The organism is Kaistia sp. UC242_56, from assembly GCF_044452255.1.
GTDB classification, from domain to species: Bacteria; Pseudomonadota; Alphaproteobacteria; order Rhizobiales; family Kaistiaceae; genus Kaistia; species Kaistia defluvii_A.
Map to the genome: position 1 here is coordinate 70,508 of NZ_JBIOAN010000001.1, position 21,679 is coordinate 92,186.

The window sequence follows — 21,679 nt, forward strand, 5'->3', positions numbered from 1 at the left end:
CTACCAAAGGTAGAAAAACGCGAAGATGAAGACCCACACCAGATCGACGAAGTGCCAGTACAGGCCCATGATCTCGATCGCTTCGTAGCGGCCGCGGCGGCTGGTGAAGAAGCCGCGCCGGCCGGTCTCGTAGTCGCCGCGCAGCACCTTTCGCGCCAGCACCAGCAGGAAGATCACGCCGATCGTGACATGGGTGCCGTGAAAGCCGGTGATCATGAAGAAGGTCGAGCCGAACTGCGGCGCGCCCCATGGATTGGCCCAGGGCCGGACGCCCTCGCGGATGAGCTTCGTCCACTCAAACGCCTGCATGCCGACGAAGCACGCGCCGAACAGCGCCGTCACCAGCATCAGCCGGCCCGCCTTGCGGCGGTCGCGCAGATAGCCGTAGTGGACGGCCAGCGCCATCGTGCCGCTGCTCGAGATCAGCACGAAGGTCATGATGGCGATCAGGATCAGTGGCACCTCGGTGCCGCCAATCTCGAGCGCGAACACCTCGCTCGGATTGGGCCAGGGCACGGTGGTCGACATGCGCGCCGTCATGTAGGCGACCAGGAAACAGCCGAAGACGAAGGTGTCGGAAAGCAGGAACACCCACATCATGGCCTTCCCCCAGGAGACGCCCTTGAAGGAGGTCTGGTCGGAAGCCCAGTCGGCGACGAAACGGCGCCAGCCGGTGCTGGGCATCGCTTCGGCAGACGGGGCGGCGGCGGGATGGAGCGACGGTTCGGTCATGCGCGCCTCCTAGGTCAGCAGTTGGCGGCAGATGGCGACGAAATCGCCGACCCAATTGGTGAGCAGGCCGAGCAGCACCAGCCAGATCAGCAGCAGCGCGTGCCAGTAGGTGGCGCAAAGATCGATGCCGAGCCGTAGCTGCGCGATGCCGGCGCCGCGCTCCATCCGCCAGCCGACGCGTCCCAGCACCGCCAGCCCGCCCGCGACATGCAGCCCATGCAGCCCGGTGACGAGATAGAAAAAGGCCGTTGCCGGATTGCCGGCAAGGAAATAGCCCTCGGCATGCAATTGCCGCCAGGCGAGCAACTGGCCTACGAGGAACAGCAGCGCGGTGAACCCTCCCGCCCGCACGCCGGCGCGTACTCCCTCCATGTCGTCGCGCCGGGCGGCCAGCCGTGCGGTCTCCAACGCGATGCTGCTCAGCGCCAGCACGCCGGTATTGACCCAGAGGATGCCCGGCATGCGCACGGCTTCCCAATCCCCGAGGCCGGCGCGCATGAGATAGGCGCTGACGGTGAGCGCGAACAGCGAACCCACCACCGCCAGGAACACGGCGAGCCCGACCCTGGCGCCCAGCGCCGCGGAGCGATCGGGCGGCGCCGACGGGCCGACGACGCCGACCTCGAGCCAGGGCTTCGTCAGGATGCCCTGGCGCCAGAGCCAGCCAAAGGCGATGGCAAGGATCACCACGAGGAAAACGAGGATGGCGCTCATCGCGCGCCCTCCGCGACCGGTTCGCCTGATGTGGCGAGATCCGTCCCTGGATCGTTCTGCGGCAGGAAGTCCTGGCGGGCGCCCGGCACGGAATAATCATAGGCCCAGCGATAGACCACCGGCCGCTCGGCGCCCCAATTGCCATGCGCGGGCGGTGTCTCCGGCGTCTGCCATTCCAGCGTCGTCGCCCGCCACGGATTGCCGCCGGCCTCGCGGCCATGCCGCAGGCTCCAGGCGAGATTGAACAGGAACAGCATCTGCGTCGCGCCGACCACCAGCGCGGCGATGGTGATGAAGATGTTCAGCGTCGTCGCCGAATGCGGCACGAAGGCCGTCTCGCCCATCTCGTAATAGCGGCGCGGCACGCCGAGCAGGCCGAGATAGTGCATCGGGAAGAAGATCAGATAGGCGCCGAGGAAGGTGACCCAGAAATGGATCTTGCCCAGAGTCGTGTTCAGCATCCGGCCCGTGATCTTCGGATACCAGTGATAGATCGCGCCCAAGATGACGAGGATCGGCGCGACGCCCATCACCATGTGGAAATGCGCCACCACGAACATCGTGTCGGAGAGCGGCACGTCGACCACGACATTGCCGAGGAAGAGGCCGGTCAGCCCGCCATTCAGGAAGGTGACGATGAAACCGAGCGCGAACAGCATCGGCACGGTGAAATGGATGTCGCCGCGCCAGAGCGTCAGCACCCAGTTGTAGACCTTGAGCGCGGTCGGGATGGCGATGATCAGCGTCGTCGTGGCGAAGAAGAAGCCGAAGCCCGGATTCATGCCGCTCACATACATGTGGTGCGCCCAGACCACGAAGGAGAGCGCGCCGATGCCGACAATCGCCCAGACCATCATGCGGTAGCCGAAGATGTTCTTGCGGGCATGGGTGCTGATGAGGTCGGAGACGATGCCGAAGGCCGGCAGCGCGACGATGTAGACCTCGGGATGGCCGAAGAACCAGAACAGGTGCTGGAACAGGATCGGGCTGCCACCGCCATAGGGCGCCTGTTCACCCGTGACGACAATCGCCGGCATGAAGAAACTGGTGCCGAGCAGCCGGTCGAACAGCATCATCACGGCGCCGACGAACAGCGCCGGGAAGGCAAGCAGCGCCATCACCGTGGCGGTGAAGATGCCCCAGATCGTGAGGGGCATGCGCATCAGCGTCATGCCGCGCGTGCGCCCCTGCAGCACGGTGACGACATAATTGAGCCCGCCCATGGTGAAGCCGATGATGAACAGCATCAGCGAGGCGAGCATCACGACGATGCCCCAGGACTGGCCCGGCGTGTTGGCGAGGATCGCCTGCGGCGGATAGAGCGTCCAGCCCGCGCCGGTCGGCCCGCCCGGCACGAAGAAGCCGGCGACCAGCAGCAGCACGGCGGCGAGATAGATCCAGTAGCTCAGCATGTTGAGATAGGGAAACATCATGTCCCGCGCGCCGAGCATCAGCGGGATCAGGTAGTTGCCGAAGCCGCCGAGGAAGAGCGCGGTCAGCAGGTACACCACCATGATCATGCCGTGCATGGTGATGAACTGGTAGTAATGGTCGGCGTCGATGAAGGGCAGCAGCCCCGGAAAGGCGAGTTGCATCCGCATCAGCCAGGACAGCACCAGCGCCACGAGGCCGATCGCCATCGCCGTCAGCCCGTACTGGATGGCGATGACTTTGGCGTCCTGCGAGAAGACGTATTTCGTCACCCAGCTCCTGGGGTGGTAGAGGTCCGGCTCGCCGATCTCGAAGGCCGGCGCCGCGCCGGAAGCCGTTCCGTCCGATATGGATCCGCCATGCGTGACATCGACCATGAGCCGCCACCCGCTGCGTTGCGGGGCGGCGCCGCGCGCCGTCCCGGCCTAGCTTGCCTCGTCCCTGCCTGCGCCGACCGTCCGGCCGCCGGAAGAATCCTCTAGTTCAGGGCGCCGGTCTGGGCCGGCGCCCGCATCTGTTCGAAGGTCTGCTGCTGCGCGAGCCAGGCCTGGTAGTCGGCCTCCGCCTCGATCACGACCGTGCCGCGCATATAGGGATGGCCGACGCCGCAAAGTTCGGCGCACAGCACCTCGAAACTGCCGGTACGGGTCGGCGTCAGCCAGTAATAGGTGACCGAGCCCGGGATCATGTCCATCTTGGCGCGGAACTCCGGCACGAAGAAATCATGCACGACGTCGAGCGAGCGCAGCAGCAGAGCCACCAGCTTTCCGACCGGCAGATGCAGTTCGCCGCCCTGCACGATGACGTCGTCGCGGCCGTTCGGGTCATTCGGATCGATGCCGAGCGGATTGGTGTCGTTGACCTCGCGCGTATCGGCGGCGCCGAGCTTGCCGTCCTTGCCGGGCAGCCGATAGGCCCATTGCCATTGCTGGCCCACCACCTCGACCGAGGTGGCCCCGGCCGGCACGCGGATGAAATGCGCCCAGACGACCAGCCCCGGCGCCAGCATCGCGGCGACGCCGACCGCGGTGCCGATCGCCAGCCAGCTTTCCAGCCGGCGGTTCTCCGGCTCGTAGGCGGCGCGGCTTCCGGGCTTGTGCCGGAAGCGCAGCAGGCAATAGGCCATGAACAGCACGACGGCGGCGAAGACCGCACCGGTGATCCAGAAGGTGATGTTGATGGTGTCGTCGATATAGCCCCAGTTCGAGGCGATGGGCGTGAACCACCACGGGCTCAGAAAGTGAAACAGCACCGAGCCGACGACCACCAGAGCCAGGACTATCGCAATCGGCATGCCTTTTTATCCCTGCCACGACGATGGGCGCGAGCGCCCCTGTCCTCCGCGCCTACATCTTTTTGCCGTCCGGACCGAACTGCTTGAGATAGGCGACGATGTTGTCGATATCCTTCGGGTTCTTGAGCCCCGGGAAAGTCATCTTGGTGCCGGGAATCTTGCCCTTCGGATTCTGGATGTATTCGCGGAAGATCGTCTCGTCCCAGACGATGCCCGAATTCTTGTTGGCCGCCGAATAGGTGTAGCCCGGCACCGAGCCGGTCTTGCGCCCGAACAGGCCGTTCAGCTCCGGCCCGACGGCGTTCTTGGCGCCCTCGCCGATCTGGTGGCAGGACTTGCACTTCAGGAAGACTTTTTCACCCAGGGCCGGGTCGCCATCCGCCAGCGCCGCCACCGGCAGCAGGACGAACATCGCACCGGCACCAAGCCACGCTGCACAGCCCCGCAAGATCATGGAAACCTCCCAACAATCGCCGGAATCGCAACCAGACGGCATCGCGCGGCGGCGTTTTGGCCTCATGACGGGACCAAAGCGCCCGACGCGGGGTCAGTTTAGCACATTTACGTCGCGTCATCTCACTTTAGAATGACTATGATAAAGCGCAGCATACAACAGCGCGCGAGCCCGGATGGGCAAACCGCCCTTGCCTTGGCCGAGCGAACAGGCTTGTCTTCGGACAACCGCCTTCCGCCCCACAAGACAACGCCAACCCAACCGGTCGAGACGCGAATGATCTATGAACTGCGAGTCTATTCCTGCCTGCCCGGCCGCATGGCCGCCCTTCAGAACCGTTTCCAGAACCACACGCTGCGGATCTGGGAAAAGCACGGCATCCGGCAGGCCGGATTCTGGACCACGCTGATCGGTCCGGCCAACAACGACCTGACCTACATGATCGCCTGGGACAGCCTGGCCGACCGCGAAGCGCGCTGGAACGCCTTCATGGCCGACCCGGAATGGATCGCCGCCCGCGCCGACAGCGAAAAGGATGGCCTGATCGTCGCCAATGTCGCGAGCTCGTTCCTGCAGCCGACCGCCTTCTCCTCGGTTCGCTGAGGCAGCACCGCCCCTCTTCAGGGGCGGATCTCGATGACGTCCTCGAGCTTCACCAGTTCGAAGTCGGAGACGAGGATATCGATCCGCGCATGCCAGCGGCCGGCGACCGGCAGGGTCAGGTCGTCGATGCGCCAGGTTCCGTCGCCGGGCTTCTTCGCCTCGCGACGGATCGCCTCGATGCCGGCATCGGGATTTGACAGGACCAACGTCACGCTCTGGGCGTCGAGCGGGCCGAAATCGCCCGTCATGACGGAAATGGTGGCGCTGGCGACGCCGGCGCGGCCCGGCGCGATTTCCAGATCGGCCATCGCCTGGGCGGCATGGATATGGATCGCGGCCGGCGCGGCAGCCGCCCCCGCCAGCGCGCGCGGCGGCGGCGTGAAGCGCCAGAGCGCGGCGACCGCGAAGATCACGACGACCAGCAGCAACTCGGCGGCGATCGACCGGCGCAGATGCGCGATCGCCCACGCGTCCCCCTTGCCGGCGGGCTCGGTCAGGCGGAGGCGATTGAACAGGGCCAGCCCGAACAGCGGGATCAGCAAGGCGAGCTTGGCGAGGAGAACGAGACCGTAGTTCGTGGTCCAGAGCGCCTCCGGCACCCGCACCTGCACCAGCGCCAGCAGCAGCCCGGCACCGACCAGCGGCAGGACGAACCAGGGCGCGAGCTTCGAAAATCGGCGGAGCGCCTGCGCGGCTTCAGGCGATGCGAGCGCCAGGCCAAGCGGAAACAGAGCCCCAGCCCAGAACGCGATGCCCACGCCATGCAGGAACACCGCCGGCCGCGTCAGCCAGCCCGGATAAGCGGCGCTGGCATGGCCGCTGGAGGCCAGCGCGACGCCGGTGAGCGCGAGCGCGACGATTGAGAGGAGCCTCGCGACAACCCCACCTGTCGAAAGAGCCGCGAAGGCTGCGATCAGCGCCGCCAGCGCCAGGCAGGCGAGCGTGCCCAGGCTGGTGCCGAACCCGGTTTTCCAGACGACCGGCTGCAGGATGCTGCCAATCGGGAGGCCCAGCGCATCCAGCCCCTGGAAACCCAGCGAAAGCGGCACCGCGACGAAGCCCGCCAGGATCCATCCGGCGCAGAACCGGCGAGATCGGGCCTCACCGCCGGCAAGGCTGACAAAGAAGGCGCCGCCGACGCCGAGGAAGAGTCCGGCATAGGTAACGAGCTTACCAAGCCAGATCGCCCCGCGGACCGGCACGTCGATGGCCTCTAGGGCGGCCTTCGATCCCCCCGCGCTCGGCGCGCCGATCGAAAACACGGCGGAGCCGCCGATTGGGTGGCCATCCTCCGAGACGACGCGCCAGCTCAGCACATAGGTGCCGTCGCCAAGCCCGGCCGGCGCCGGGATCTCGACGGTCGCGTCCCGCAGCGTGAAGCGATCGAGCGCGACGGTCGAGCCATCCGGACGAACCAGTTTGAGGGAAAGCGGCGAGGTGGGCTCGCTGAAGGTGAGCGAGAAAGCCGGCGGCGCCGTCGCCACGACCGAGCCATCGACCGGGCTGGCGCGGATCAGCGAGGCATGCGCCAGGGCTTCACCGGCCGCCAGCAAGCCCGACACCAGCACCAGCACCGTCAGCAAAACGCGTGTCCATCCGGTCGCGATGGTGACCATCGTCCCGCTCCTGTCCGGCGATCCCATGCGACGGATCCGGCACGCCCACATGGGCGGACCGGATCCGTGTAGGAAATCGCGATTCTTCTATCTTGCGGAAACGCGCTTTATTTCTTCGGCAACAGCGTCACGCCGGGCGCCGGCTGCTCATAGTCGTCGGCGCTCTTGCCGGCGGCGGGGATCTCGATCCAGCGTTCGACGGCGCCGTCCGGGCATTCCTGGACGACCGGGAAGTAGAGCGTCGTATCGGCCTTCAGATCGCCAGTCAGATAGGCGCGCAGGACGAACTCGTCATATTCGTCATCCGGCAGGCTGCCGCCGCTCCAGACGATCTCCTTCACGCCTTCGGTCGTCGGCGTGCCGTAATAGTCATAGGCCTTGTCATAGGCGCCCTTGACCTTCTCGATCTTCCAGCCCGCCTTGGGCTGCGGCTTGACGGCGATGACGCCATCCGGGATCCGGACGCGGACCTTGATGGTCGGCTTGCCTTCGCAGCCATGGCCGACGCGGAACACGGCCTTGTAGGTCGAGGCGACCGGCGCCTGCTGGGTTTCCAGCGTGATGTGGGCGGAGGCGGCGGAAGCGCCGAGCGCCACCAGCGCGGCGGTGGAAACCAGGGTCGAAAGGCGCGTCGAGAAACGGTGAACAAACATGGGTTCGCTCCAAAAGGGCAGATCCACCCGAAAGGGCGGAAAGGATCGGATGAGCCGGCTCGGCGAGCCGGAAACAGATCAGACCTGCCCGGGAGGCGCCCTTGGATTTTGCGGTTTGCGTTCGACATGCGCGACCAGCCGGGGCGATGCCGGCGCGGGCTTGGTCACGAAGCGCAGCCGGTTGATCAGCGCGGCGCTTTCGTCCGGCGCCGTCGGCACGGCGCCGCCGACCATGCTGCAGCCGAAGGTGCAGCAATCGATGGCGTGGGCGATGGGCGCGTCATCGGTTGAGGAGCCGGCTGCGACCGTGCGACCCTCGCTGGTGCAGAGGACGTGGCTGAGCGCGCCGGAATCGAGCGTTGCCGCCCTGGCGCCGAGAGAAAGCCCGCTGAACAGCAGCTGGATGACGAGCATGAAGGCGACGAACAGCGTCACCTCAGCCGACAATCCCTGGCGCAAGCGGAGCTTCAATGCGGTTTCCCCCTGCCGGCAGCGATAGCACGAGAGTCGGCGCCGCGAAAATTACCTTCGACCCCAGAACGTCGCGACAAAACATCCCGTGCCGAGAGCAGATCGTTCGCCTGCCCCACGGGTACCCCCTTGCCGCGCTGGCTGCCTTCAGCGCAGAAGGGAGACGACAATCGCGATGGAGAGGCAATGCGAACGGCGCCATCCTTCCCAAGGGGAAGGCTCCGTACGAATCAGTTTTGCGAAGCCTTTGCGGCCGGCCAGGTCCGCCGCGAACGGGAGACAGGCGCCATGCGACTTCGACGCCGGGCGATGCGAGCCGCCGTCGTGCTGCTGCTCTCGGCGGCCTTTGCCGCCCCGGCCGCCGCCCGCATCTTCGAAGTCAGCAAGACCGCCCTTCTCTGCTGATGCCTATTCTGGCGAGGATATCGATGCTGCTGATAGGACCAGCCAGGCGGCCGGTCCTATTCCTATGACGAGCCGGGGCCATGTCATCGACAAGAGCCATGCCGCTCTCGCCGGCGCCCGGCTGAGAATCCGAACTGACGCGACCGGTCGGACGTCGCGCACCAAACGTCCGTGCGGCATCTGTGCCGGCTGGGTCCGGATGCGCCGCCATCCGTCGTCGAACTTGCGTCGCCACTTTCCAACGGCCGGAAAACAAGTAACATCATTCCGGCAGGCGTAACGCTCTTGGGAAGCGGGGCCACTCTTTGGAATAGTTCACCTTGGCGGCCGGAAACGGGTCGGGCGAAGACACGCCCGCCCTTGCGAACGACTGGCCGTGCGATGGTCGGATGGCCCGCAGCAGCAGCGTCATCCAGGATCCATATCTTGGGAGTGGGGGATAGATGGACGATAAAATTCACCCGGTGGCGATCGAACACCTGCCGTTTTTCATAACCGCGCCGGGCCAGACGGACATCCTCTTCAACGTGATGGTCGTCTTCATGCTGGTGGCGATCCTTGTCGTCGGCAATTTGTACTTTCAGCTGCATGCCTTTCCCGAGCGCATGGCGCATCGCACCAATGTGGTGCAGATGGAAATCGTAGCCGTACTGGCGCTGATCTCGCTCTTCACCCACAACCACCTGTTCTGGATCGCCGGCCTGCTGCTGGCGCTGGTCCGCTTCCCGGATTTCTCCAGCCCGCTGGGATCGATCGCCGGTTCGCTCGAGCGCATCGCCGGACAGCGCAACAGCGGCATGGATGAACCCACCCTGGCGGCCGGGCCGCACAGCACCCAGACACTGCCATCGGCCCCACCTCCCGGCAGGCCCGCAGAATCCGTCGTTTCCGACCTGGACGAACAGATACCCGGCCCAACCCCAGACGCCAACACGCCGAACGAGGGACACTGAGCGATGCTCGAGTTGCTGCTCTGCTCGATGCTCACCATCCTTCCCGACTACCTCATTCGCCGTTACGGCCAGGGGAAGCGGATCGGTCGCGAGATCACCCTCTATTCGGTCTGGTATGAACTGCGCTGGGGCATCACCGCCTGCCTCATCCTGACGGTTTCGCTGATCACGCTGATCTTCTACTTCCACCCCTCGACCAAGAATGTCACCGCCGTCTTCCGCACCATCTCGATCCTGCCGGAGACGGCTGGCCGGGTCGCCAAGGTGTTCGTCGGCGTCAATGAGAAGGTCGAGGCCGGCGCCCCGCTGTTCCAGCTCGACGATTCCGAACAGCAGGCCGCGCGCGAATCGGCCCAGCGCCGCATCGCCGAGATCGATGCCGAGGTGAAGGTCGCGGAAACCGAGCTCGCCTCCGCCGATGGCGCCATCCGCCAGGCGGAGGGCGCCTATCAGCAGGCCCTGAACGAGCTGGAAACCAAGCAGGAGCTGATGCGCCGCAACGCGAATGTCGTCGCCACGCGCGAGATCGAGCGATTGCAGGTCGCCGCCGATGGCCGCCAGGGCGCGGTCGACGCGGCGATCGGCAACAAGCGCACGCTGCAGTCGCGGCTCACCTCGCTGCTTCCGGCCCAGCGCGCCAGCGCCGAAGCCGCCCTCGCCCAGGCGCAGGTCGAACTGGACAAGATGCTGGTGCGGGCGGGCGTCGCCGGCACGCTGCAGCAGTTCACGCTGCGGCCGGGCGACGTCGTCAACCCGATGCTTCGGCCCGCCGGCATCCTGGTTCCGGCCGAGGCCGGGCGGGTCGCCCTGATCGCCGGCTTCGGCCAGATCGAGACCCAGGTGATGAAGGTCGGCATGATCGCCGAGGCGACCTGCATCGGCAAACCCTTCACCATCCTCCCCATGGTCGTCACCCAGGTTCAGGATGTCGTGGCATCGGGCCAGTTCCGTCCGACCGACCTGCTGGTCGACGTCCAGAAGCTGGGCCAGCCGGGCTCGATCACCGTCTATCTGGAGCCGCTCTATCCCGGCGAGCTGGAAGGCGTCCCGCCGGGCGGAAGCTGCATCGCCAACGCCTATACCAACAACCATGATGCGCTGGCGGACAAGAACATCAGCGGGCCGCGCTGGCTGTTCCTGCATGTCGTCGACGCCGTCGGTCTCGTGCATGCCATGATCCTACGCATGCAGGCCATCCTGCTACCCGTGCAGACGCTGGTCTTCAGCGGACATTGATGGGACGACGCCGCGCGGTGCCGTAAAAGCAAGGTCAAGGGGCGGAAAGCGATGATCCGGGAACACCAGGACCTAACGCGGATCACGCTTGCGGTTCTGTTCATCGGCGGCATCCTGGTCACCTGCATCTGGGTGATGCTGCCCTTCCTGCCTGCCATCATCTGGGCCACCACCCTGGTGATCGCCACCTGGCCCCTGATGCTGTGGGTCCAGCGCCATACCGGCAACCGACGCGGCCTGGCCGCGCTGATCATGACGTTCGTCTTGCTGCTGATCCTGATCGTGCCGTTCTGGCTCGCCCTCAGCGCCGTCGTCGCCAACACGGACGAGATTCGCGAGCTGATCCGAACTGTCCTGTCCCTGCGCCTGCCGCCGCCACCGGCCTGGCTGGCCGAGCTTCCGCTCCTTGGCGCGCGCGCGAGCGAGGCCTGGGCGACCCTGTCGTCCGACCGGCTGGAGGCTCTGGCACCCAAACTGGCTCCCTATACCGGTGCGATAACCCAGTGGGTCGCATCCACGGCGGGAAGCCTGGGCTCGATGTTCGTCCACTTCCTGCTCACCACGGTGATCGCCGCCCTGATGTATCTGAGCGGGGAAAAGGCGGCCTGGCAGGTCATTCGCTTCGGCCGCCGCCTGGCGGGCGACCGCGGCGAGATGGCGGTGCGGCTCGGCGCCCAGGCGATCCGGAGCGTGGCGCTGGGCGTCGTCGTGACCGCGATTGCCCAGAGTGCCATCGCCTGCATCGGGCTTCTGGTCGTGGGCATCCCCTTCGCCGCCATCCTGACGGCGATGATCTTCCTGCTATGCCTGATCCAGCTCGGCCCCGCGCTCGTCATGGTGCCCGCCGTGGCGTGGATGTACTATTCCGGCGATGCCGTCTGGGCGACAGTGCTGCTGGCCTTCACCTTGATCGCAGGAACCATCGATCAGCTGGTGCGCCCGATCCTGATCCGTCGCGGCGCCGACCTGCCGGTCCTGCTGATCCTCGCCGGCGTGATCGGCGGCCTGATTGCGTTCGGCATGCTCGGCATCTTCATCGGGCCGACGGTCCTGGGCGTCGGCTACACGCTGCTCAACGCCTGGATCAGCGAGAGCGAGCCTGGCTGACGGCGCAGCCAGGAAGAGGCTTGCAGCCCCCGATGCTAGTCCGCAAGAAAGTCCGCCATTTCGGCGTTGTAGAAGACCTTGGTGCGGGGGCCGGTCTGGATCGGCTCGAGCAGGCTGACGCACTTCTGATAGTGCGGCGTGCGGCGGTGTTCCTCGAGGGCGGCTTCCGACTTGAAGACCTCGTAGATCAGGAACTTGTTGCCATCGTCAGGGTCGCGCAGCACGTCGAAGCGGAGATTGCCCGGCTCCTGGCGCGTACCTTCATAATTGATGCGGAAGGCCTCGATGAAATCGTCGGCATGGCCGGGCTTGACCCTGATGGTCACCATCTGGATGAGCATAATCACTCCTTTGCAAAGAGATTGGCGCGGCGCCGGAAGCGCGGCGAAATATTGGAAGCTCAGAGGCCGGGGGCCTTCCACATCGAGGTGGTGACGTCCTCGTCGACGAGCTGGAGCTGCAAGGCATAGGCGCGCGCCCAGCGTTCACCGGCCTCGTCGTAGATTGCCTTGTGGCCGAGATCCGGCTCGAAATGCCGGTCCCAGCGCACCCAGGTCTCGGCGGTCGAAACGAAGTCGCGCTGCAGGCCGGCGCCGATCGCGGCGGCGGCGGCGCAGCCGAGCGCGGTCGCTTCCTTCACCACCGGCGTCACCACCGGAAGGCCGGTAGCGCTCGACAGGATCTGCGCCCAATGGGCCGATTTGGCCGCACCGGCGGCGAAGACGATCTGCTTCGGCGTCACGCCGGAGAGCTTGAAGATCGCGGAGAGATTGCGCGCCGCGACGATCGCCGCGTTTTCCTGCAGGGCACGGAAGATCGCGGCCTTGCCGGACTTTTCCGGGTCGATCGAGAGGTTCAGCAGCGACGGCGCGGCGTGGTACCACTTGCCGTAATGCATCACGTCGGAGAACACCGGGATGATGCCATAGGCGCCGGGCGGGATATGCGCCGATTGCGCCTCCAGCATTGTATAGGCATCGCCACCCGTCGCGGCCGCCTCCGCCATCTCCGCCGCGCCAAAACTGTCGCGGAACCAGCGCATCACGATGCCGACGAAGAAGCTGATCGCCTCGGCCTGGTTGAGCCCGGCGACGACATGCGGGTTGATGCGCAGATCCATGGACGGGTCGGTCAGCGTCTGGTCGACATTGACGATCTGCTGCCAGAAGGTGCCGCCCAGCACCGCGCAGTCGCCCTTGTTGACGACGCCGAGCCCGGCCGTGCCGATTTGGCAGTCGCCGCCACCGGCAACGACCTTCGTGCCGGCCTGCAGGCCCGTCGCCTCGGCCGCCGCGGCCGTGACATGGCCGATCACCGTGCCGGACTCGACCGTCTCCGGGAAGATGTCGTCACGCATGCCGGCCCAGCGCATCGCCTCCGGCATCCAGTTGCGCGCGCGCAGATCGAGCAGGCCCGTCGTGCCGGCATTGGAGGGCTCGCTGACGAGCACGCCCGACAGCCGGGCAAGGACCCAATCCGACAGCATGCTGATCCGGTGCATGCGATCATAGACGTCCGGCAGGTTGCGCTTCAGCCAGAGCAGGCGCGGCAGCGCGCCGAGCGCGAAGGTCTGGCCGGAATGCTGATAGAGCCGGCCCTCGAGCTCGGGGAAAGCCAGCTTCAGCTCGCGCACTTCGCTGTTGGAGCGGCTGTCGACATTGGCGCAGGCCCAGATCTCCCGGCCTTCGGAATCATAGACCACCAGCGCCTCGCGCATGCTGGTAGCGCTGACGGCGGCGATGTCGGCGGCCGAAATGCCGGCGCTGGCGATCGCCTGGCGGATGGCGCGGGCGAGATGAGCCCAGTTGCCCTCGACATCGAAATCCATCGACCCTTCGAAGCGCGGATCGGGCTTGTGCCACCACTCGTGCTGGGCGGCCGCGATCTGGTTGCCGGCCGCGTCGAAGACGACCGCGCGGCCGCTTCCCGTCCCGGCGTCGACCGCCAGAAGATATGTTCCCGCCATAGCCCTCTCCCTAATCCTTCAGGTCCATCAGACCCAGCGCCGTCGTTTCATCCGTGATCAGGATGCCGACGAACTTCCCCTTGAGCGCGGCATGGATGGCCGGCACCTTTTCCAGCCCGCCGGCGGCGGCCACGACCTTCTCGGCCCGTGAAAGCGCGGCGAGCTTCACGCCGATGACGCGGTCGTGCAGCTGCAGGTCGAGCACCTCGCCCTTGTCGTTGAAGAACTGGCAGAGGATGTCGCCGACCGCGCCCTTGCGGCGCAGCGGCTCGATCTCGTCCGGCGTCACATAGCCGGAGCGCACCACGGTCGAGGTGCCGGAGAGCTCGCCGATGCCGACCAGCTGGTAGGAAGCGTTCAGCGCCATATCGAGCAGATTGGCGACCGCCGGCTCCGAGGACAGGTTCTTCGCGACGTCCGGGTCGCGCACCACCAGCGGAGCGGGCACCAGATGGACGCTGCTGCCCCAGTTCGCGGTGCGCATGCCGTCGACATAGGTGCCGACGCCGCCGGTCAGACTGACCAGGCCGATATTGCGCTCATTGGCGAGATGGCCGAGGCGCTGGATCGCGTTGCTGACCGTGGCGCCCCAGCCGACCGCGAGCAGATCGTCGGGCTGCAGCCGCTGCATCAGGAACTGCGCCGCCGCCTGGCCCAGCCGGTCGCTGGCGCTCTGCTCGGGAAGTTCCGGCACGACATAGGCCTCGAGCAGGCCATAGCGGGCCTTGATCTCGCGCTCCAACGACAGGCAGCCCTGATAGCGCGAATTGATCCGGACCTGGATGATGCCGGACCGTCGGCCGCTTTCCAGCAGGCGCGACACCTTGATCCGCGACATGGCGAGCTTTTCGCCGATCTCGTTCTGCGTCAGGCCGTCATTGTAATAGTACCAGGCAATGCGCGTGAGGATCTCCTCGTCGGCATCGCCATAGCTCCACTCGTTGCTTTCCAAGGCCATGCGCCGAGCACCCTCCCCGCGATTTGTGATCATATCGATATCGTAAAAACATTTGATCCGTCAACAGGACAGGCTCCGCTTGTCCCGAGGATCGAGTGCAACCGTGAGAACTCCACCGAAATCGCTATATTGCGGCGCAATATCGCCTGCTGCTTTCCCGCCACTCCAATCTGACCATATTGACGCCCTTTGAATCTTGTGATCACTTGCGAGACACAAGAGACATCTGAACAGGTGCGGAATGACTGCGGACATAGCGGCCGGGAGGGCTGCACAGCTCACCGGCATATGGAAATCCTACGGTCCCGTTCCGGTCCTGAAGGGGGCTTCGCTCGCCTTGCAAAAGGGCGAGGTGCACGCGCTGCTGGGCGGCAACGGCGCCGGCAAGTCCACGCTGATGAAGATCATGTCCGGCCTGGTCCCGGCCAATGCCGGTTCGATCGAGATCAACGGCGAGACGCTGACGCATGCGTCCCCCGCCCTCGCCCAGCAGCTCGGCCTGTATCTGGTGCCGCAGGAAGCGCATATCCTCGGCAACCAGTCCGTGCTCGAGAACATCTGCCTGGGCTTGCGTCCCTCGCCGCGCGCCCTTCGCAAGCGGGTCGAGCAGCTGATCTCCGAGCTTTCCGTCACGCTCGACCTCGACGCGCAGGCAGCGACGCTGGAGATCGCCGAGCGGCAGATCGTCGAGATCCTGCGCGGCCTGATCCGCGATGCCCGCGTGCTGATCCTCGACGAGCCGACCTCCGCGCTGACGCCGTTCGAGGTGCACGCCCTTTTCCAGCGCGTCCGCAAGCTTCAGGCCCAGGGCGTCGGCATCTTCTTCATCTCGCACAAGCTGCGCGAGATCCGCGAGATCTGCGGCACGATCAGCGTGCTGCGCGACGGCGCGGTCGTGCTCAGCGGGCCGCTCGACGGCTATAGCGACGCCGAGATCATCGATGCGATGAGCCGGGTTGCCACTGGCGCCGCCCCTCTCGCGGCCACCCGATCCAGCAGCGATCGCGGCCCGGTTCGCCTCGCGGTGCGCAAGCTGAGCGGCGAAGGGTTTCGCGACATCAGCCTCGAGGTCCGCGCCGGCGAAGTGCTGGGCCTTGCCGGCGTGGTCGGCGCCGGCCGCACGGAATTTTCCGAGACGCTGTTTGGCCTCCGCCGCCAGAGCGCTGGCTCCGTCACGCTGGACGGCGCCGAGCTCGTCCGCCGCTCGCCGCGTCGTTGTATCGATGCCGGGCTGGTCTATCTGCCGGAAGACCGGCAGCAGAACGGCCTGTTCCTGGAGGCGCCGCTCTACTGGAACGCCTCGTCCTATCTGATCCACCGCCTGCCCTTCCTGCTTCAGCCCGGCCGTGAGCGCAGCCTCTTCAATGGTTTTCGCCAGAGCATGGGCATCAAGTGCACCGGGCCCGGCCAATCGGCCAAGGCGCTCTCGGGCGGCAACCAGCAAAAGGTGCTGATGGCAAAGTGCCTGTCGGCCAAGCCGAAGGTGCTCGTCCTGGACGAGCCCACCCGCGGCGTCGACGTGGCGGCGCGCAACGACATCTACGCCCTGATCCGCAAGCTCGCGGCTGAGGGCGTCGCCGTCATCCTGATCTCGTCCGATTTTGACGAGATCGAACTCTTGGCCGATCGGGTGGTCGTCATGGCCTTCGGCCAGCTCGGCGGCGAATTGACCGAAAACATCAGCGTCGACGCGATTGCCCGCCTGGCATTCGGCGCGGGGGAACAGGCCCATGCTTAATCTCGTCGCCCGCAACCGCGTCCTCATGCTGCTGGCGGTCATGGCGACGGCTTGCCTCGCCCTCGGCTTCGCCGCGCCCGGCTATCTCTCGGCCGCCACCGCCTCGGTGATCCTGTCGAACAGTCTCGTGCTGCTGCTGATCTCGCTCGGCACCATGCTGGTGATCCTGACCCGCAACATCGACGTTTCCAGCGGCTCGATCCTCGGCCTCAGCGCCGCGACGCTCGGCCTGTCGCTCAATGCCGGCGCCAGCCTGCCGCTGGCGATCGCGCTCTGCATCCTGACCGGCGTCGTCGCGGGCGCCGTCAACGGCCTGCTCGTCGCCTATCTCCGCATCCCCTCGATCGTCGCAACGCTCGGCACGCTCGGCCTCTATCGCGGCATTATGCTGATCCAGACCGGCGGCCGCTGGATCGAGGACCTGCCGCAGGGGCTGAAGGCGCTGGCGGGCGGCATCGGCTTCGGCGTCTCGATCCTGACCGTCACCGTGCTCGCCCTCTTCGCGCTCGCCTGGATTTTCCTCCGCCGCACCCGCTTTGGCCGCTATTTCTATGCGGTCGGCGACAACCGCGACGCCGCCCACCATCTGGGTGTGCCGGTCCGGCGCGTGCAGTTCACCGCCTTCGTTGCCTCGGGCGGCTGCGCGGCCATCGCCGGGCTGATCTTCGCGGCGCAGATCGGCTTCATCCCCAATCAGGCCGGCAATGGCGTCGAACTGAAGGCGATCGCCGTCAACGTGCTGGGCGGCGTCAGCCTGCTCGGCGGCAGCGGCTCGGTCGCCGGCGTCTTCACCGCCGCGATCTTCCTGACCTCGATCGACAGCGCGCTGGTATTCCTGAAGATCCCGGCTTTCTGGAACGACTTCATCGCCGGCGCAATCCTTCTGACCGTGCTGCTGCTCGACGGGCGCATCCGCCTGCTGATCGACCGGCGTATCCGCGCCCGACGCTACGCCGTGCATGACCGCACGCCGCCAATCGGCGAGGCGCCCGGCACCCATGCCGACAAGACCCTGCTGGCGGAGGCAAGCCGATGAAAAACGTACTCTTCCGCTGGGAAGCGGCGCTCTTCCTGATGCTCGTCGTCGAGCTCGCCATTTTCGGCTTCGTCAATCCGCGCTTCCTCAATGTCGGCAACCTGATCTACGGCACGTCGGATTTCGTCCAGATCGGCATCGTCGCGCTGCCGCTGACCCTCGTCATCATCGCCGGCGGCATCGACGTCTCGTTCGCCTCGACCATCGGCCTCTGCGCCATCGTCTTCGGCGTCTCGAACTTCTTCGGCGTGCCGCTGCCGCTGGCGATCGGGCTGGCGCTGGTCGCCGGCGCGCTGGCCGGGCTTCTCAACGCCACCGTCATCCATCTGTCGAAGATCCAGCCGCTCGTCGTCACGCTGGGCAGCCTCTATCTGTTCCAGGGCGCCGCCACGGTGCTGTCGGGCGTCGTCGGCGCCGGCGGCTATGAGGGCATCGGCAACTTCCCGGCCAGCTTCACCTCCTTCGGCTATGCCGAGATCCTGGGCCTGCCGGCGCCGCTCGCGGTCTTCCTTGCGCTCGCCGCGATGCTGATCGTGCTGCTGCATTTCACCCGCTTCGGCCGCGCCGTGTTCCTGATCGGCCAGTCGGCAGAGGCCGCGCGCTATTCCGGCCTGTCGGTCGGGACGACCCAGACCATCACCTACGTCATCACCGGCGTCTGCGCGGCGATCGCGGGCCTCGTCATGTCGGCCTATTTCGGCTCGGCGCGCGTCGATCTCGGCGCTGCGACGCTGCTGCCGGCCGTCACCGCGGCGGTGCTCGGCGGCGCCTCGATCTATGGCGGCCAGGGCTCGATCCTCGGCACGCTGCTCGCGACATTCGTCATCGGCTACCTGCAGCAGGGTCTGCAGGCGAGCGGTGTCCCAAGCCAGATATCCAGCGCGCTTTCGGGAGGTTTGCTGGTTGCAGCGGTCGCATTGCGCCACGGAAGCGCGCTGCTGGCCGATTTTATCGCTGTCGCCCGACAGAAACGAAGCGATCGGGCGACGGCCTTTTGAGGAGGAAACGAAAATGACGATGAAATTCCTGAAGTCCGGACTGATGGCGGCAACGCTGCTCGCAGGCACCCTGCTCGCCTCGGGCGCGGCGCAGGCCGAATCCCAGATCGCCTTCATTCCGAAGCTGGTCGGCGTCGGCTTCTTCACCAGCGGCGGCGCCGGTGCGGTGAAGGCCGGCGAGGAAGTCGGCGCCAAGGTCACCTATGACGGCCCGACCGAGCCCAGCGTCTCGGCGCAGGTGCAGTTCATCAACAACTACGTCAACCAGGGCTACAACGCGATCATCGTGTCGTCGGTCTCGCCGGATGGTCTCTGCCCGGCCCTGAAGCGCGCCATGGAGCGCGACGTGCTGGTCATGACATGGGACAGCGACGTCAATCCGGATTGCCGCAGCTACTACATCAACCAGGGTACCCCGGATCAGCTCGGCGGCCTGCTGGTCGACATGGCGGCGGAAGGCGTGACCAAGGAGAAGGCCAAGGTCGCGTTCTTCTATTCGAGCCCGACCGTGACCGACCAGAACGCCTGGGCGGAAGCTGCCAAGGCCAAGATCGCCAAGGAACATCCGGGCTGGGAGATCGTCACCACCCAGTACGGCTACAATGATGCGCAGAAGTCGCTGCAGACCGCCGAGAGCATCCTGCAGACCTATCCCGACCTCGACATCATCATCGCGCCGGACGCCAACGCCCTGCCGGCTGCCGCCCAGGCCGCCGAAAACCTGAAGCGCGCCGATGGCGTCAACATCGTCGGCTTCTCGACGCCCAACGTCATGCGCCCCTATGTCGAGCGCGGCACGATCAAGCGCTTCGGCCTCTGGGACGTCACCCAGCAGGGCAAGATCTCGGTCCATGTCGCCGAGCACGTGCTGAAGAACGGCAAGATGAAGGTCGGCGACAAGCTCGAAATCCCGGGCGTCGGCACCATCGAAGTCTCGCCGAACAGCGTCCAGGGCTATGACTACGAAGCCGAAGGCAATGGCATCATCCTGCTGCCGGAGCGGACCGTGTTCACCAAGGAAAACATCGGCAAGTTCGACTTCTAATTCACGACACCCCTGCGGGCGGCTCCATCCGGGGCCGCCCGCTCCATTTCTCCAGAACAACGGATCCAGACCCATGCAAAGCCGCTGGAACGGCGACGAGGCCAATCGTTTCATCCAGGCAGCGCTTGACGCCGGCCAGAGCCAGGCCCTCGGCCTTCGCATCTACACCTCGCGCATCATCGGCCAGGATCCCGATCTCGTCCTGCATGGCGGCGGCAACACCTCGGCCAAAGTAACCGACGCCGACGGCAACGAGATCATGCACATCAAGGGCAGCGGCTGGGATCTCGACACGATCGAAGCACCGGGTCTGCCGGCGGTTCGGATGGAGCCGCTGATCGCGGCGCGCGATGGCGGCAAGCTCTCCGACCCCGAAATGGTCGCGCTGCTGCGCTCCGCTTTGCTCGACCCGGCCTCGCCCAACCCCTCGGTGGAAGCGCTGCTGCACGCCTTTCTGCCCTTCCGCTTCGTTGACCATACGCACGCGACCGCGGCGCTCGCTTTGGCCAACCAGCCCGACATGCGCGAGACCGTGCAGCGCGTCTATGGCGACCGGCTCGCCTGGGTCCCCTATGTCATGCCCGGCTTCGACCTCTCGATCGAGGGCGACAAGGTCTATCGCGACCACCCGGGCTGCGAGGGCCTCTGGCTCGAGAACCACGGCCTGTTCAGCTTCGCCGACACGGCCGAAGCCTCCTATGAGCTGATGATCGAGTTCGCGACGATGGCCGAGCAAGAACTGGCCCGTGCCGGCGTCACGCTGGAAGGCCCGCAGCAGAGCGACCGCGACGCCGACCCGGCGCTGGTCGAGCGGCTGCAGGCCGCCCTCACCCGTCCCGGCTCGCCCTTCGCCAAGGGGCTTTCTCTCGACTACCGTTCGACGCCGGCGATCCGCCGTCACGTCTCCAAGCCGGAGGTCGAGGACATCGCCCTGCGCGGCACGGTCACGCCCGACCACGTCATCCGCATCAAGCCGTTCCCGCTGATCCTCGATGCCGGCGCCTCGGAGGCCGAGATCGACCAGGCGTTGGCCGGCTATATCGAGCGCTACACCGCCTATTTCGAGCGCAACGCCGCCAAGGCGTCGGAACCGAAGACGATGCTCGACGCCTATCCGCGCGTCGTGCTGGTCCGGGGCGAAGGCATGTTCGGTCTCGGCAACAATGCCAAGTCGGCGAAGATCGCCGGCGACCTGATCGAGCAGTCGACGCGCGTCATGAACGCCGCCGAGGCCTATGGCCGCTTCACGCCGATCTCCGAGCCTGACTTGTTCGACATGGAATACTGGTCGCTGGAACAGGCGAAGCTGAAGTCGGCCTGACCGGCGCGGGCGGGGTCCGCCCCGCCCGGCTCACCAAGGCGAGTTCGCTCGGAAGGCGCGCAAGAGTGGCAATTCTTGTCGATCCGAAAACCAGTTATCGACTTGGTCCGTAAGAAGCGAAGGGGGCTGAAGCTGACCTCGCGAGGAAACGACCATGCCGATCACGACGACGCCTGACCACCCGAGCGCGACTCGGGCCCCATCTGGCCGCGTCGCCTGGGTCACCGGCGCCGGCTCCGGCATCGGCCGGGCTCTGGCGCTTCGCCTCGCGCAGGAAGGCTGGAACGTCGCCATCAGCGCCCGGACCGTTCAGGACCTGGAGACGCTGGCTGACGAAATGCCGGACCGGCTGCACCCCTTTCCGCTCGACGTCACCGACGCGGCGGCCAGCGACGATACGGTGGCCCGGATCGAGGATCGCCTGGGTCCGATCGATCTCGCCGTGCTCAATGCCGGCACCTATCGCCGGGACGCCGTCGACTCCTTCGATGTCGCGGCATTTCGCCGGACTGTCGACGTCAACCTGATGGGCACCGTGCATTGCCTGGCGCCGCTGATGCGGGGAATGGTGGCACGGCAGGCGGGGCACATCGCCGTCGTGTCCTCTGTTGTCGGCTATGTCGGCCTACCAGGCGCGATGGCCTATGGCGCCACCAAGGCGGCTCTCATCAACATGTGCGAAGCGCTCTATCCGCAATTGGCCGGCCGCCAGGTCCGCCTCAGCGTCATCAATCCGGGCTTTGTCGACACCCCACTCACGCAGCAGAACGACTTTCCCATGCCGTTCCTGATCTCCGTCGACGCGGCAGTCGATCACATCATGGCCGGGCTGAAGTCCCGGCGCTTCGAGATCGCCTTCCCGTGGAAGATGGTGCTGTCGCTAAAACTGCTCGCCCTGCTGCCGTCGCGGCTATTCTTCGCCATCACGCGCAAGATGGTCCGCTGAAG

At 66.1% G+C, this 21,679-nt stretch carries 22 protein-coding genes; 10 read left to right on the forward strand and 12 right to left on the reverse strand.

Translation table 11 applies throughout. The features are described 5' to 3' along the window. The 5 genes from ACHMWQ_RS00330 to ACHMWQ_RS00350 form a co-directional block, all read right to left on the reverse strand. A complete protein-coding gene (locus tag ACHMWQ_RS00330; protein ID WP_396305952.1) occupies window positions 1-732 on the reverse strand; it encodes a heme-copper oxidase subunit III family protein in 732 nt (243 codons plus the stop codon). A 9-nt stretch (window positions 733-741) separates the two neighbouring features. Further along, a complete protein-coding gene (locus tag ACHMWQ_RS00335) occupies window positions 742-1,446 on the reverse strand; it encodes a cytochrome c oxidase subunit 3 (RefSeq protein ID WP_396305953.1) in 705 nt (234 codons plus the stop codon). Further along, window positions 1,443-3,254: a cytochrome c oxidase subunit I gene (gene ctaD, locus ACHMWQ_RS00340; RefSeq protein WP_396305954.1), complete on the reverse strand. Its 1,812-nt coding sequence runs from the start codon at window positions 3,252-3,254 to the stop codon at window positions 1,443-1,445. The genes ACHMWQ_RS00335 and ctaD overlap by 4 nt, the downstream gene beginning before the upstream one ends. Before the next feature lie 101 nt (window positions 3,255-3,355). Beyond that, entirely contained in the window at window positions 3,356-4,171 is an 816-nt protein-coding gene (locus ACHMWQ_RS00345; RefSeq protein WP_396305955.1) for a cytochrome c oxidase subunit II, read from the reverse strand. A 52-nt stretch (window positions 4,172-4,223) separates the two neighbouring features. Beyond that, window positions 4,224-4,625 carry a c-type cytochrome gene (locus tag ACHMWQ_RS00350; RefSeq protein WP_396305956.1) on the reverse strand — a complete coding sequence of 134 codons (402 nt, stop codon included), beginning with the start codon at window positions 4,623-4,625 and terminating at the stop codon, window positions 4,224-4,226. 276 nt (window positions 4,626-4,901) lie between these two features. Between ACHMWQ_RS00350 and ACHMWQ_RS00355 the strand changes: the two genes are divergently transcribed. Beyond that, on the forward strand, window positions 4,902-5,228 hold the full coding sequence (locus ACHMWQ_RS00355; protein WP_354554399.1) for an NIPSNAP family protein: 327 nt from the start codon (window positions 4,902-4,904) through the stop codon (window positions 5,226-5,228). A gap of 17 nt (window positions 5,229-5,245) precedes the next feature. Here ACHMWQ_RS00355 and ACHMWQ_RS00360 read toward each other — a convergent pair whose 3' ends face one another. From ACHMWQ_RS00360 to ACHMWQ_RS00375, 4 genes are all read right to left on the reverse strand, one after another. Further along, window positions 5,246-6,844 carry a copper resistance CopC/CopD family protein gene (locus ACHMWQ_RS00360; protein WP_396305957.1) on the reverse strand — a complete coding sequence of 533 codons (1,599 nt, stop codon included), beginning with the start codon at window positions 6,842-6,844 and terminating at the stop codon, window positions 5,246-5,248. 107 nt (window positions 6,845-6,951) lie between these two features. Beyond that, window positions 6,952-7,497: a YcnI family protein gene (locus ACHMWQ_RS00365; protein ID WP_396305958.1), complete on the reverse strand. Its 546-nt coding sequence runs from the start codon at window positions 7,495-7,497 to the stop codon at window positions 6,952-6,954. A gap of 78 nt (window positions 7,498-7,575) precedes the next feature. Further along, complete coding sequence (locus ACHMWQ_RS00370) at window positions 7,576-7,968, reverse strand: DUF2946 family protein (protein WP_396305959.1); 393 nt, start codon at window positions 7,966-7,968, stop codon at window positions 7,576-7,578. A 667-nt stretch (window positions 7,969-8,635) separates the two neighbouring features. Beyond that, window positions 8,636-8,785 (reverse strand): hypothetical protein, encoded by a 150-nt coding sequence (locus ACHMWQ_RS00375; RefSeq protein WP_396305960.1) that lies wholly within the window; start codon window positions 8,783-8,785, stop codon window positions 8,636-8,638. A gap of 31 nt (window positions 8,786-8,816) precedes the next feature. Here ACHMWQ_RS00375 and ACHMWQ_RS00380 point away from each other — a divergent pair, with 31 nt between their 5' ends. From ACHMWQ_RS00380 to ydiK, 3 genes are read left to right on the forward strand one after another with little or no spacing between them, the layout of a single operon-like run. Beyond that, window positions 8,817-9,326: a hypothetical protein gene (locus ACHMWQ_RS00380; protein WP_396305961.1), complete on the forward strand. Its 510-nt coding sequence runs from the start codon at window positions 8,817-8,819 to the stop codon at window positions 9,324-9,326. Between the two features lie 3 nt (window positions 9,327-9,329). After that, window positions 9,330-10,562, forward strand: coding sequence for an HlyD family secretion protein (locus ACHMWQ_RS00385; RefSeq protein WP_396305962.1), 1,233 nt, complete (start codon window positions 9,330-9,332; stop codon window positions 10,560-10,562). Between the two features lie 51 nt (window positions 10,563-10,613). After that, window positions 10,614-11,669 carry an AI-2E family transporter YdiK gene (gene ydiK, locus ACHMWQ_RS00390; RefSeq protein WP_396305963.1) on the forward strand — a complete coding sequence of 352 codons (1,056 nt, stop codon included), beginning with the start codon at window positions 10,614-10,616 and terminating at the stop codon, window positions 11,667-11,669. Between the two features lie 35 nt (window positions 11,670-11,704). On the opposite strand, the gene ACHMWQ_RS00395 is transcribed toward ydiK, so the two are convergent. Genes ACHMWQ_RS00395 through ACHMWQ_RS00405 form a run of 3 tightly spaced genes read right to left on the reverse strand, consistent with a single transcriptional unit; the run spans window position 11,705 to window position 14,593 of the window. Continuing rightward, window positions 11,705-12,010 carry an antibiotic biosynthesis monooxygenase gene (locus ACHMWQ_RS00395; protein WP_354553626.1) on the reverse strand — a complete coding sequence of 102 codons (306 nt, stop codon included), beginning with the start codon at window positions 12,008-12,010 and terminating at the stop codon, window positions 11,705-11,707. 59 nt (window positions 12,011-12,069) lie between these two features. After that, a complete protein-coding gene (gene lsrK / locus ACHMWQ_RS00400; protein ID WP_396305964.1) occupies window positions 12,070-13,635 on the reverse strand; it encodes an autoinducer-2 kinase in 1,566 nt (521 codons plus the stop codon). 10 nt (window positions 13,636-13,645) lie between these two features. Then, window positions 13,646-14,593, reverse strand: a complete 948-nt coding sequence (locus ACHMWQ_RS00405) for a sugar-binding transcriptional regulator (RefSeq protein ID WP_396305965.1) — start codon at window positions 14,591-14,593, stop codon at window positions 13,646-13,648. 241 nt (window positions 14,594-14,834) lie between these two features. On the opposite strand from ACHMWQ_RS00405, the gene lsrA reads away from it, so the two are divergent. The 6 genes from lsrA to ACHMWQ_RS00435 all read left to right on the forward strand — a co-directional run bounded on the left by lsrA (window position 14,835) and on the right by ACHMWQ_RS00435 (window position 21,677). Then, the gene (gene lsrA / locus ACHMWQ_RS00410; RefSeq protein WP_396305966.1) at window positions 14,835-16,331 is read left to right on the forward strand and encodes an autoinducer 2 ABC transporter ATP-binding protein LsrA; all 1,497 of its coding nucleotides are present in this window, start codon (window positions 14,835-14,837) and stop codon (window positions 16,329-16,331) included. Further along, on the forward strand, window positions 16,324-17,367 hold the full coding sequence (locus tag ACHMWQ_RS00415) for an autoinducer 2 ABC transporter permease LsrC (RefSeq protein WP_396305967.1): 1,044 nt from the start codon (window positions 16,324-16,326) through the stop codon (window positions 17,365-17,367). Before lsrA ends, ACHMWQ_RS00415 begins: the two co-directional genes overlap by 8 nt. Next, window positions 17,364-18,365 (forward strand): autoinducer 2 import system permease LsrD, encoded by a 1,002-nt coding sequence (locus ACHMWQ_RS00420; RefSeq protein ID WP_396305968.1) that lies wholly within the window; start codon window positions 17,364-17,366, stop codon window positions 18,363-18,365. The genes ACHMWQ_RS00415 and ACHMWQ_RS00420 overlap by 4 nt, the downstream gene beginning before the upstream one ends. Window positions 18,366-18,378: 13 nt before the next feature. Then, window positions 18,379-19,410 (forward strand): autoinducer 2 ABC transporter substrate-binding protein LsrB, encoded by a 1,032-nt coding sequence (gene lsrB / locus ACHMWQ_RS00425; protein WP_396305969.1) that lies wholly within the window; start codon window positions 18,379-18,381, stop codon window positions 19,408-19,410. Window positions 19,411-19,483: 73 nt separating this feature from the next. Further along, window positions 19,484-20,731: a class II aldolase/adducin family protein gene (locus ACHMWQ_RS00430; RefSeq protein WP_396305970.1), complete on the forward strand. Its 1,248-nt coding sequence runs from the start codon at window positions 19,484-19,486 to the stop codon at window positions 20,729-20,731. A 154-nt stretch (window positions 20,732-20,885) separates the two neighbouring features. Continuing rightward, entirely contained in the window at window positions 20,886-21,677 is a 792-nt protein-coding gene (locus ACHMWQ_RS00435) for an SDR family NAD(P)-dependent oxidoreductase (RefSeq protein WP_396305971.1), read from the forward strand. Window positions 21,678-21,679 lie beyond the last annotated feature (2 nt).

What these genes read in the sequence shown, in the direction of transcription:
- ACHMWQ_RS00330 (WP_396305952.1), bottom strand. Translation starts at nt 732, where the DNA reads ATGACCGAACCGTCGCTCCATCCCGCCGCCGCCCCGTCTGCCGAAGCG.
- ACHMWQ_RS00335 (WP_396305953.1), bottom strand. Translation starts at nt 1,446, where the DNA reads ATGAGCGCCATCCTCGTTTTCCTCGTGGTGATCCTTGCCATCGCCTTT.
- ctaD (WP_396305954.1), bottom strand. Translation starts at nt 3,254, where the DNA reads ATGGTCGATGTCACGCATGGCGGATCCATATCGGACGGAACGGCTTCC.
- ACHMWQ_RS00345 (WP_396305955.1), bottom strand. Translation starts at nt 4,171, where the DNA reads ATGCCGATTGCGATAGTCCTGGCTCTGGTGGTCGTCGGCTCGGTGCTG.
- ACHMWQ_RS00350 (WP_396305956.1), bottom strand. Translation starts at nt 4,625, where the DNA reads ATGATCTTGCGGGGCTGTGCAGCGTGGCTTGGTGCCGGTGCGATGTTC.
- ACHMWQ_RS00355 (WP_354554399.1), top strand. Translation starts at nt 4,902, where the DNA reads ATGATCTATGAACTGCGAGTCTATTCCTGCCTGCCCGGCCGCATGGCC.
- ACHMWQ_RS00360 (WP_396305957.1), bottom strand. Translation starts at nt 6,844, where the DNA reads ATGGTCACCATCGCGACCGGATGGACACGCGTTTTGCTGACGGTGCTG.
- ACHMWQ_RS00365 (WP_396305958.1), bottom strand. Translation starts at nt 7,497, where the DNA reads ATGTTTGTTCACCGTTTCTCGACGCGCCTTTCGACCCTGGTTTCCACC.
- ACHMWQ_RS00375 (WP_396305960.1), bottom strand. Translation starts at nt 8,785, where the DNA reads ATGACGCTGCTGCTGCGGGCCATCCGACCATCGCACGGCCAGTCGTTC.
- ACHMWQ_RS00380 (WP_396305961.1), top strand. Translation starts at nt 8,817, where the DNA reads ATGGACGATAAAATTCACCCGGTGGCGATCGAACACCTGCCGTTTTTC.
- ACHMWQ_RS00385 (WP_396305962.1), top strand. Translation starts at nt 9,330, where the DNA reads ATGCTCGAGTTGCTGCTCTGCTCGATGCTCACCATCCTTCCCGACTAC.
- ydiK (WP_396305963.1), top strand. Translation starts at nt 10,614, where the DNA reads ATGATCCGGGAACACCAGGACCTAACGCGGATCACGCTTGCGGTTCTG.
- ACHMWQ_RS00395 (WP_354553626.1), bottom strand. Translation starts at nt 12,010, where the DNA reads ATGCTCATCCAGATGGTGACCATCAGGGTCAAGCCCGGCCATGCCGAC.
- lsrK (WP_396305964.1), bottom strand. Translation starts at nt 13,635, where the DNA reads ATGGCGGGAACATATCTTCTGGCGGTCGACGCCGGGACGGGAAGCGGC.
- ACHMWQ_RS00405 (WP_396305965.1), bottom strand. Translation starts at nt 14,593, where the DNA reads ATGGCCTTGGAAAGCAACGAGTGGAGCTATGGCGATGCCGACGAGGAG.
- lsrA (WP_396305966.1), top strand. Translation starts at nt 14,835, where the DNA reads ATGACTGCGGACATAGCGGCCGGGAGGGCTGCACAGCTCACCGGCATA.
- ACHMWQ_RS00415 (WP_396305967.1), top strand. Translation starts at nt 16,324, where the DNA reads ATGCTTAATCTCGTCGCCCGCAACCGCGTCCTCATGCTGCTGGCGGTC.
- ACHMWQ_RS00420 (WP_396305968.1), top strand. Translation starts at nt 17,364, where the DNA reads ATGAAAAACGTACTCTTCCGCTGGGAAGCGGCGCTCTTCCTGATGCTC.
- lsrB (WP_396305969.1), top strand. Translation starts at nt 18,379, where the DNA reads ATGACGATGAAATTCCTGAAGTCCGGACTGATGGCGGCAACGCTGCTC.
- ACHMWQ_RS00430 (WP_396305970.1), top strand. Translation starts at nt 19,484, where the DNA reads ATGCAAAGCCGCTGGAACGGCGACGAGGCCAATCGTTTCATCCAGGCA.
- ACHMWQ_RS00435 (WP_396305971.1), top strand. Translation starts at nt 20,886, where the DNA reads ATGCCGATCACGACGACGCCTGACCACCCGAGCGCGACTCGGGCCCCA.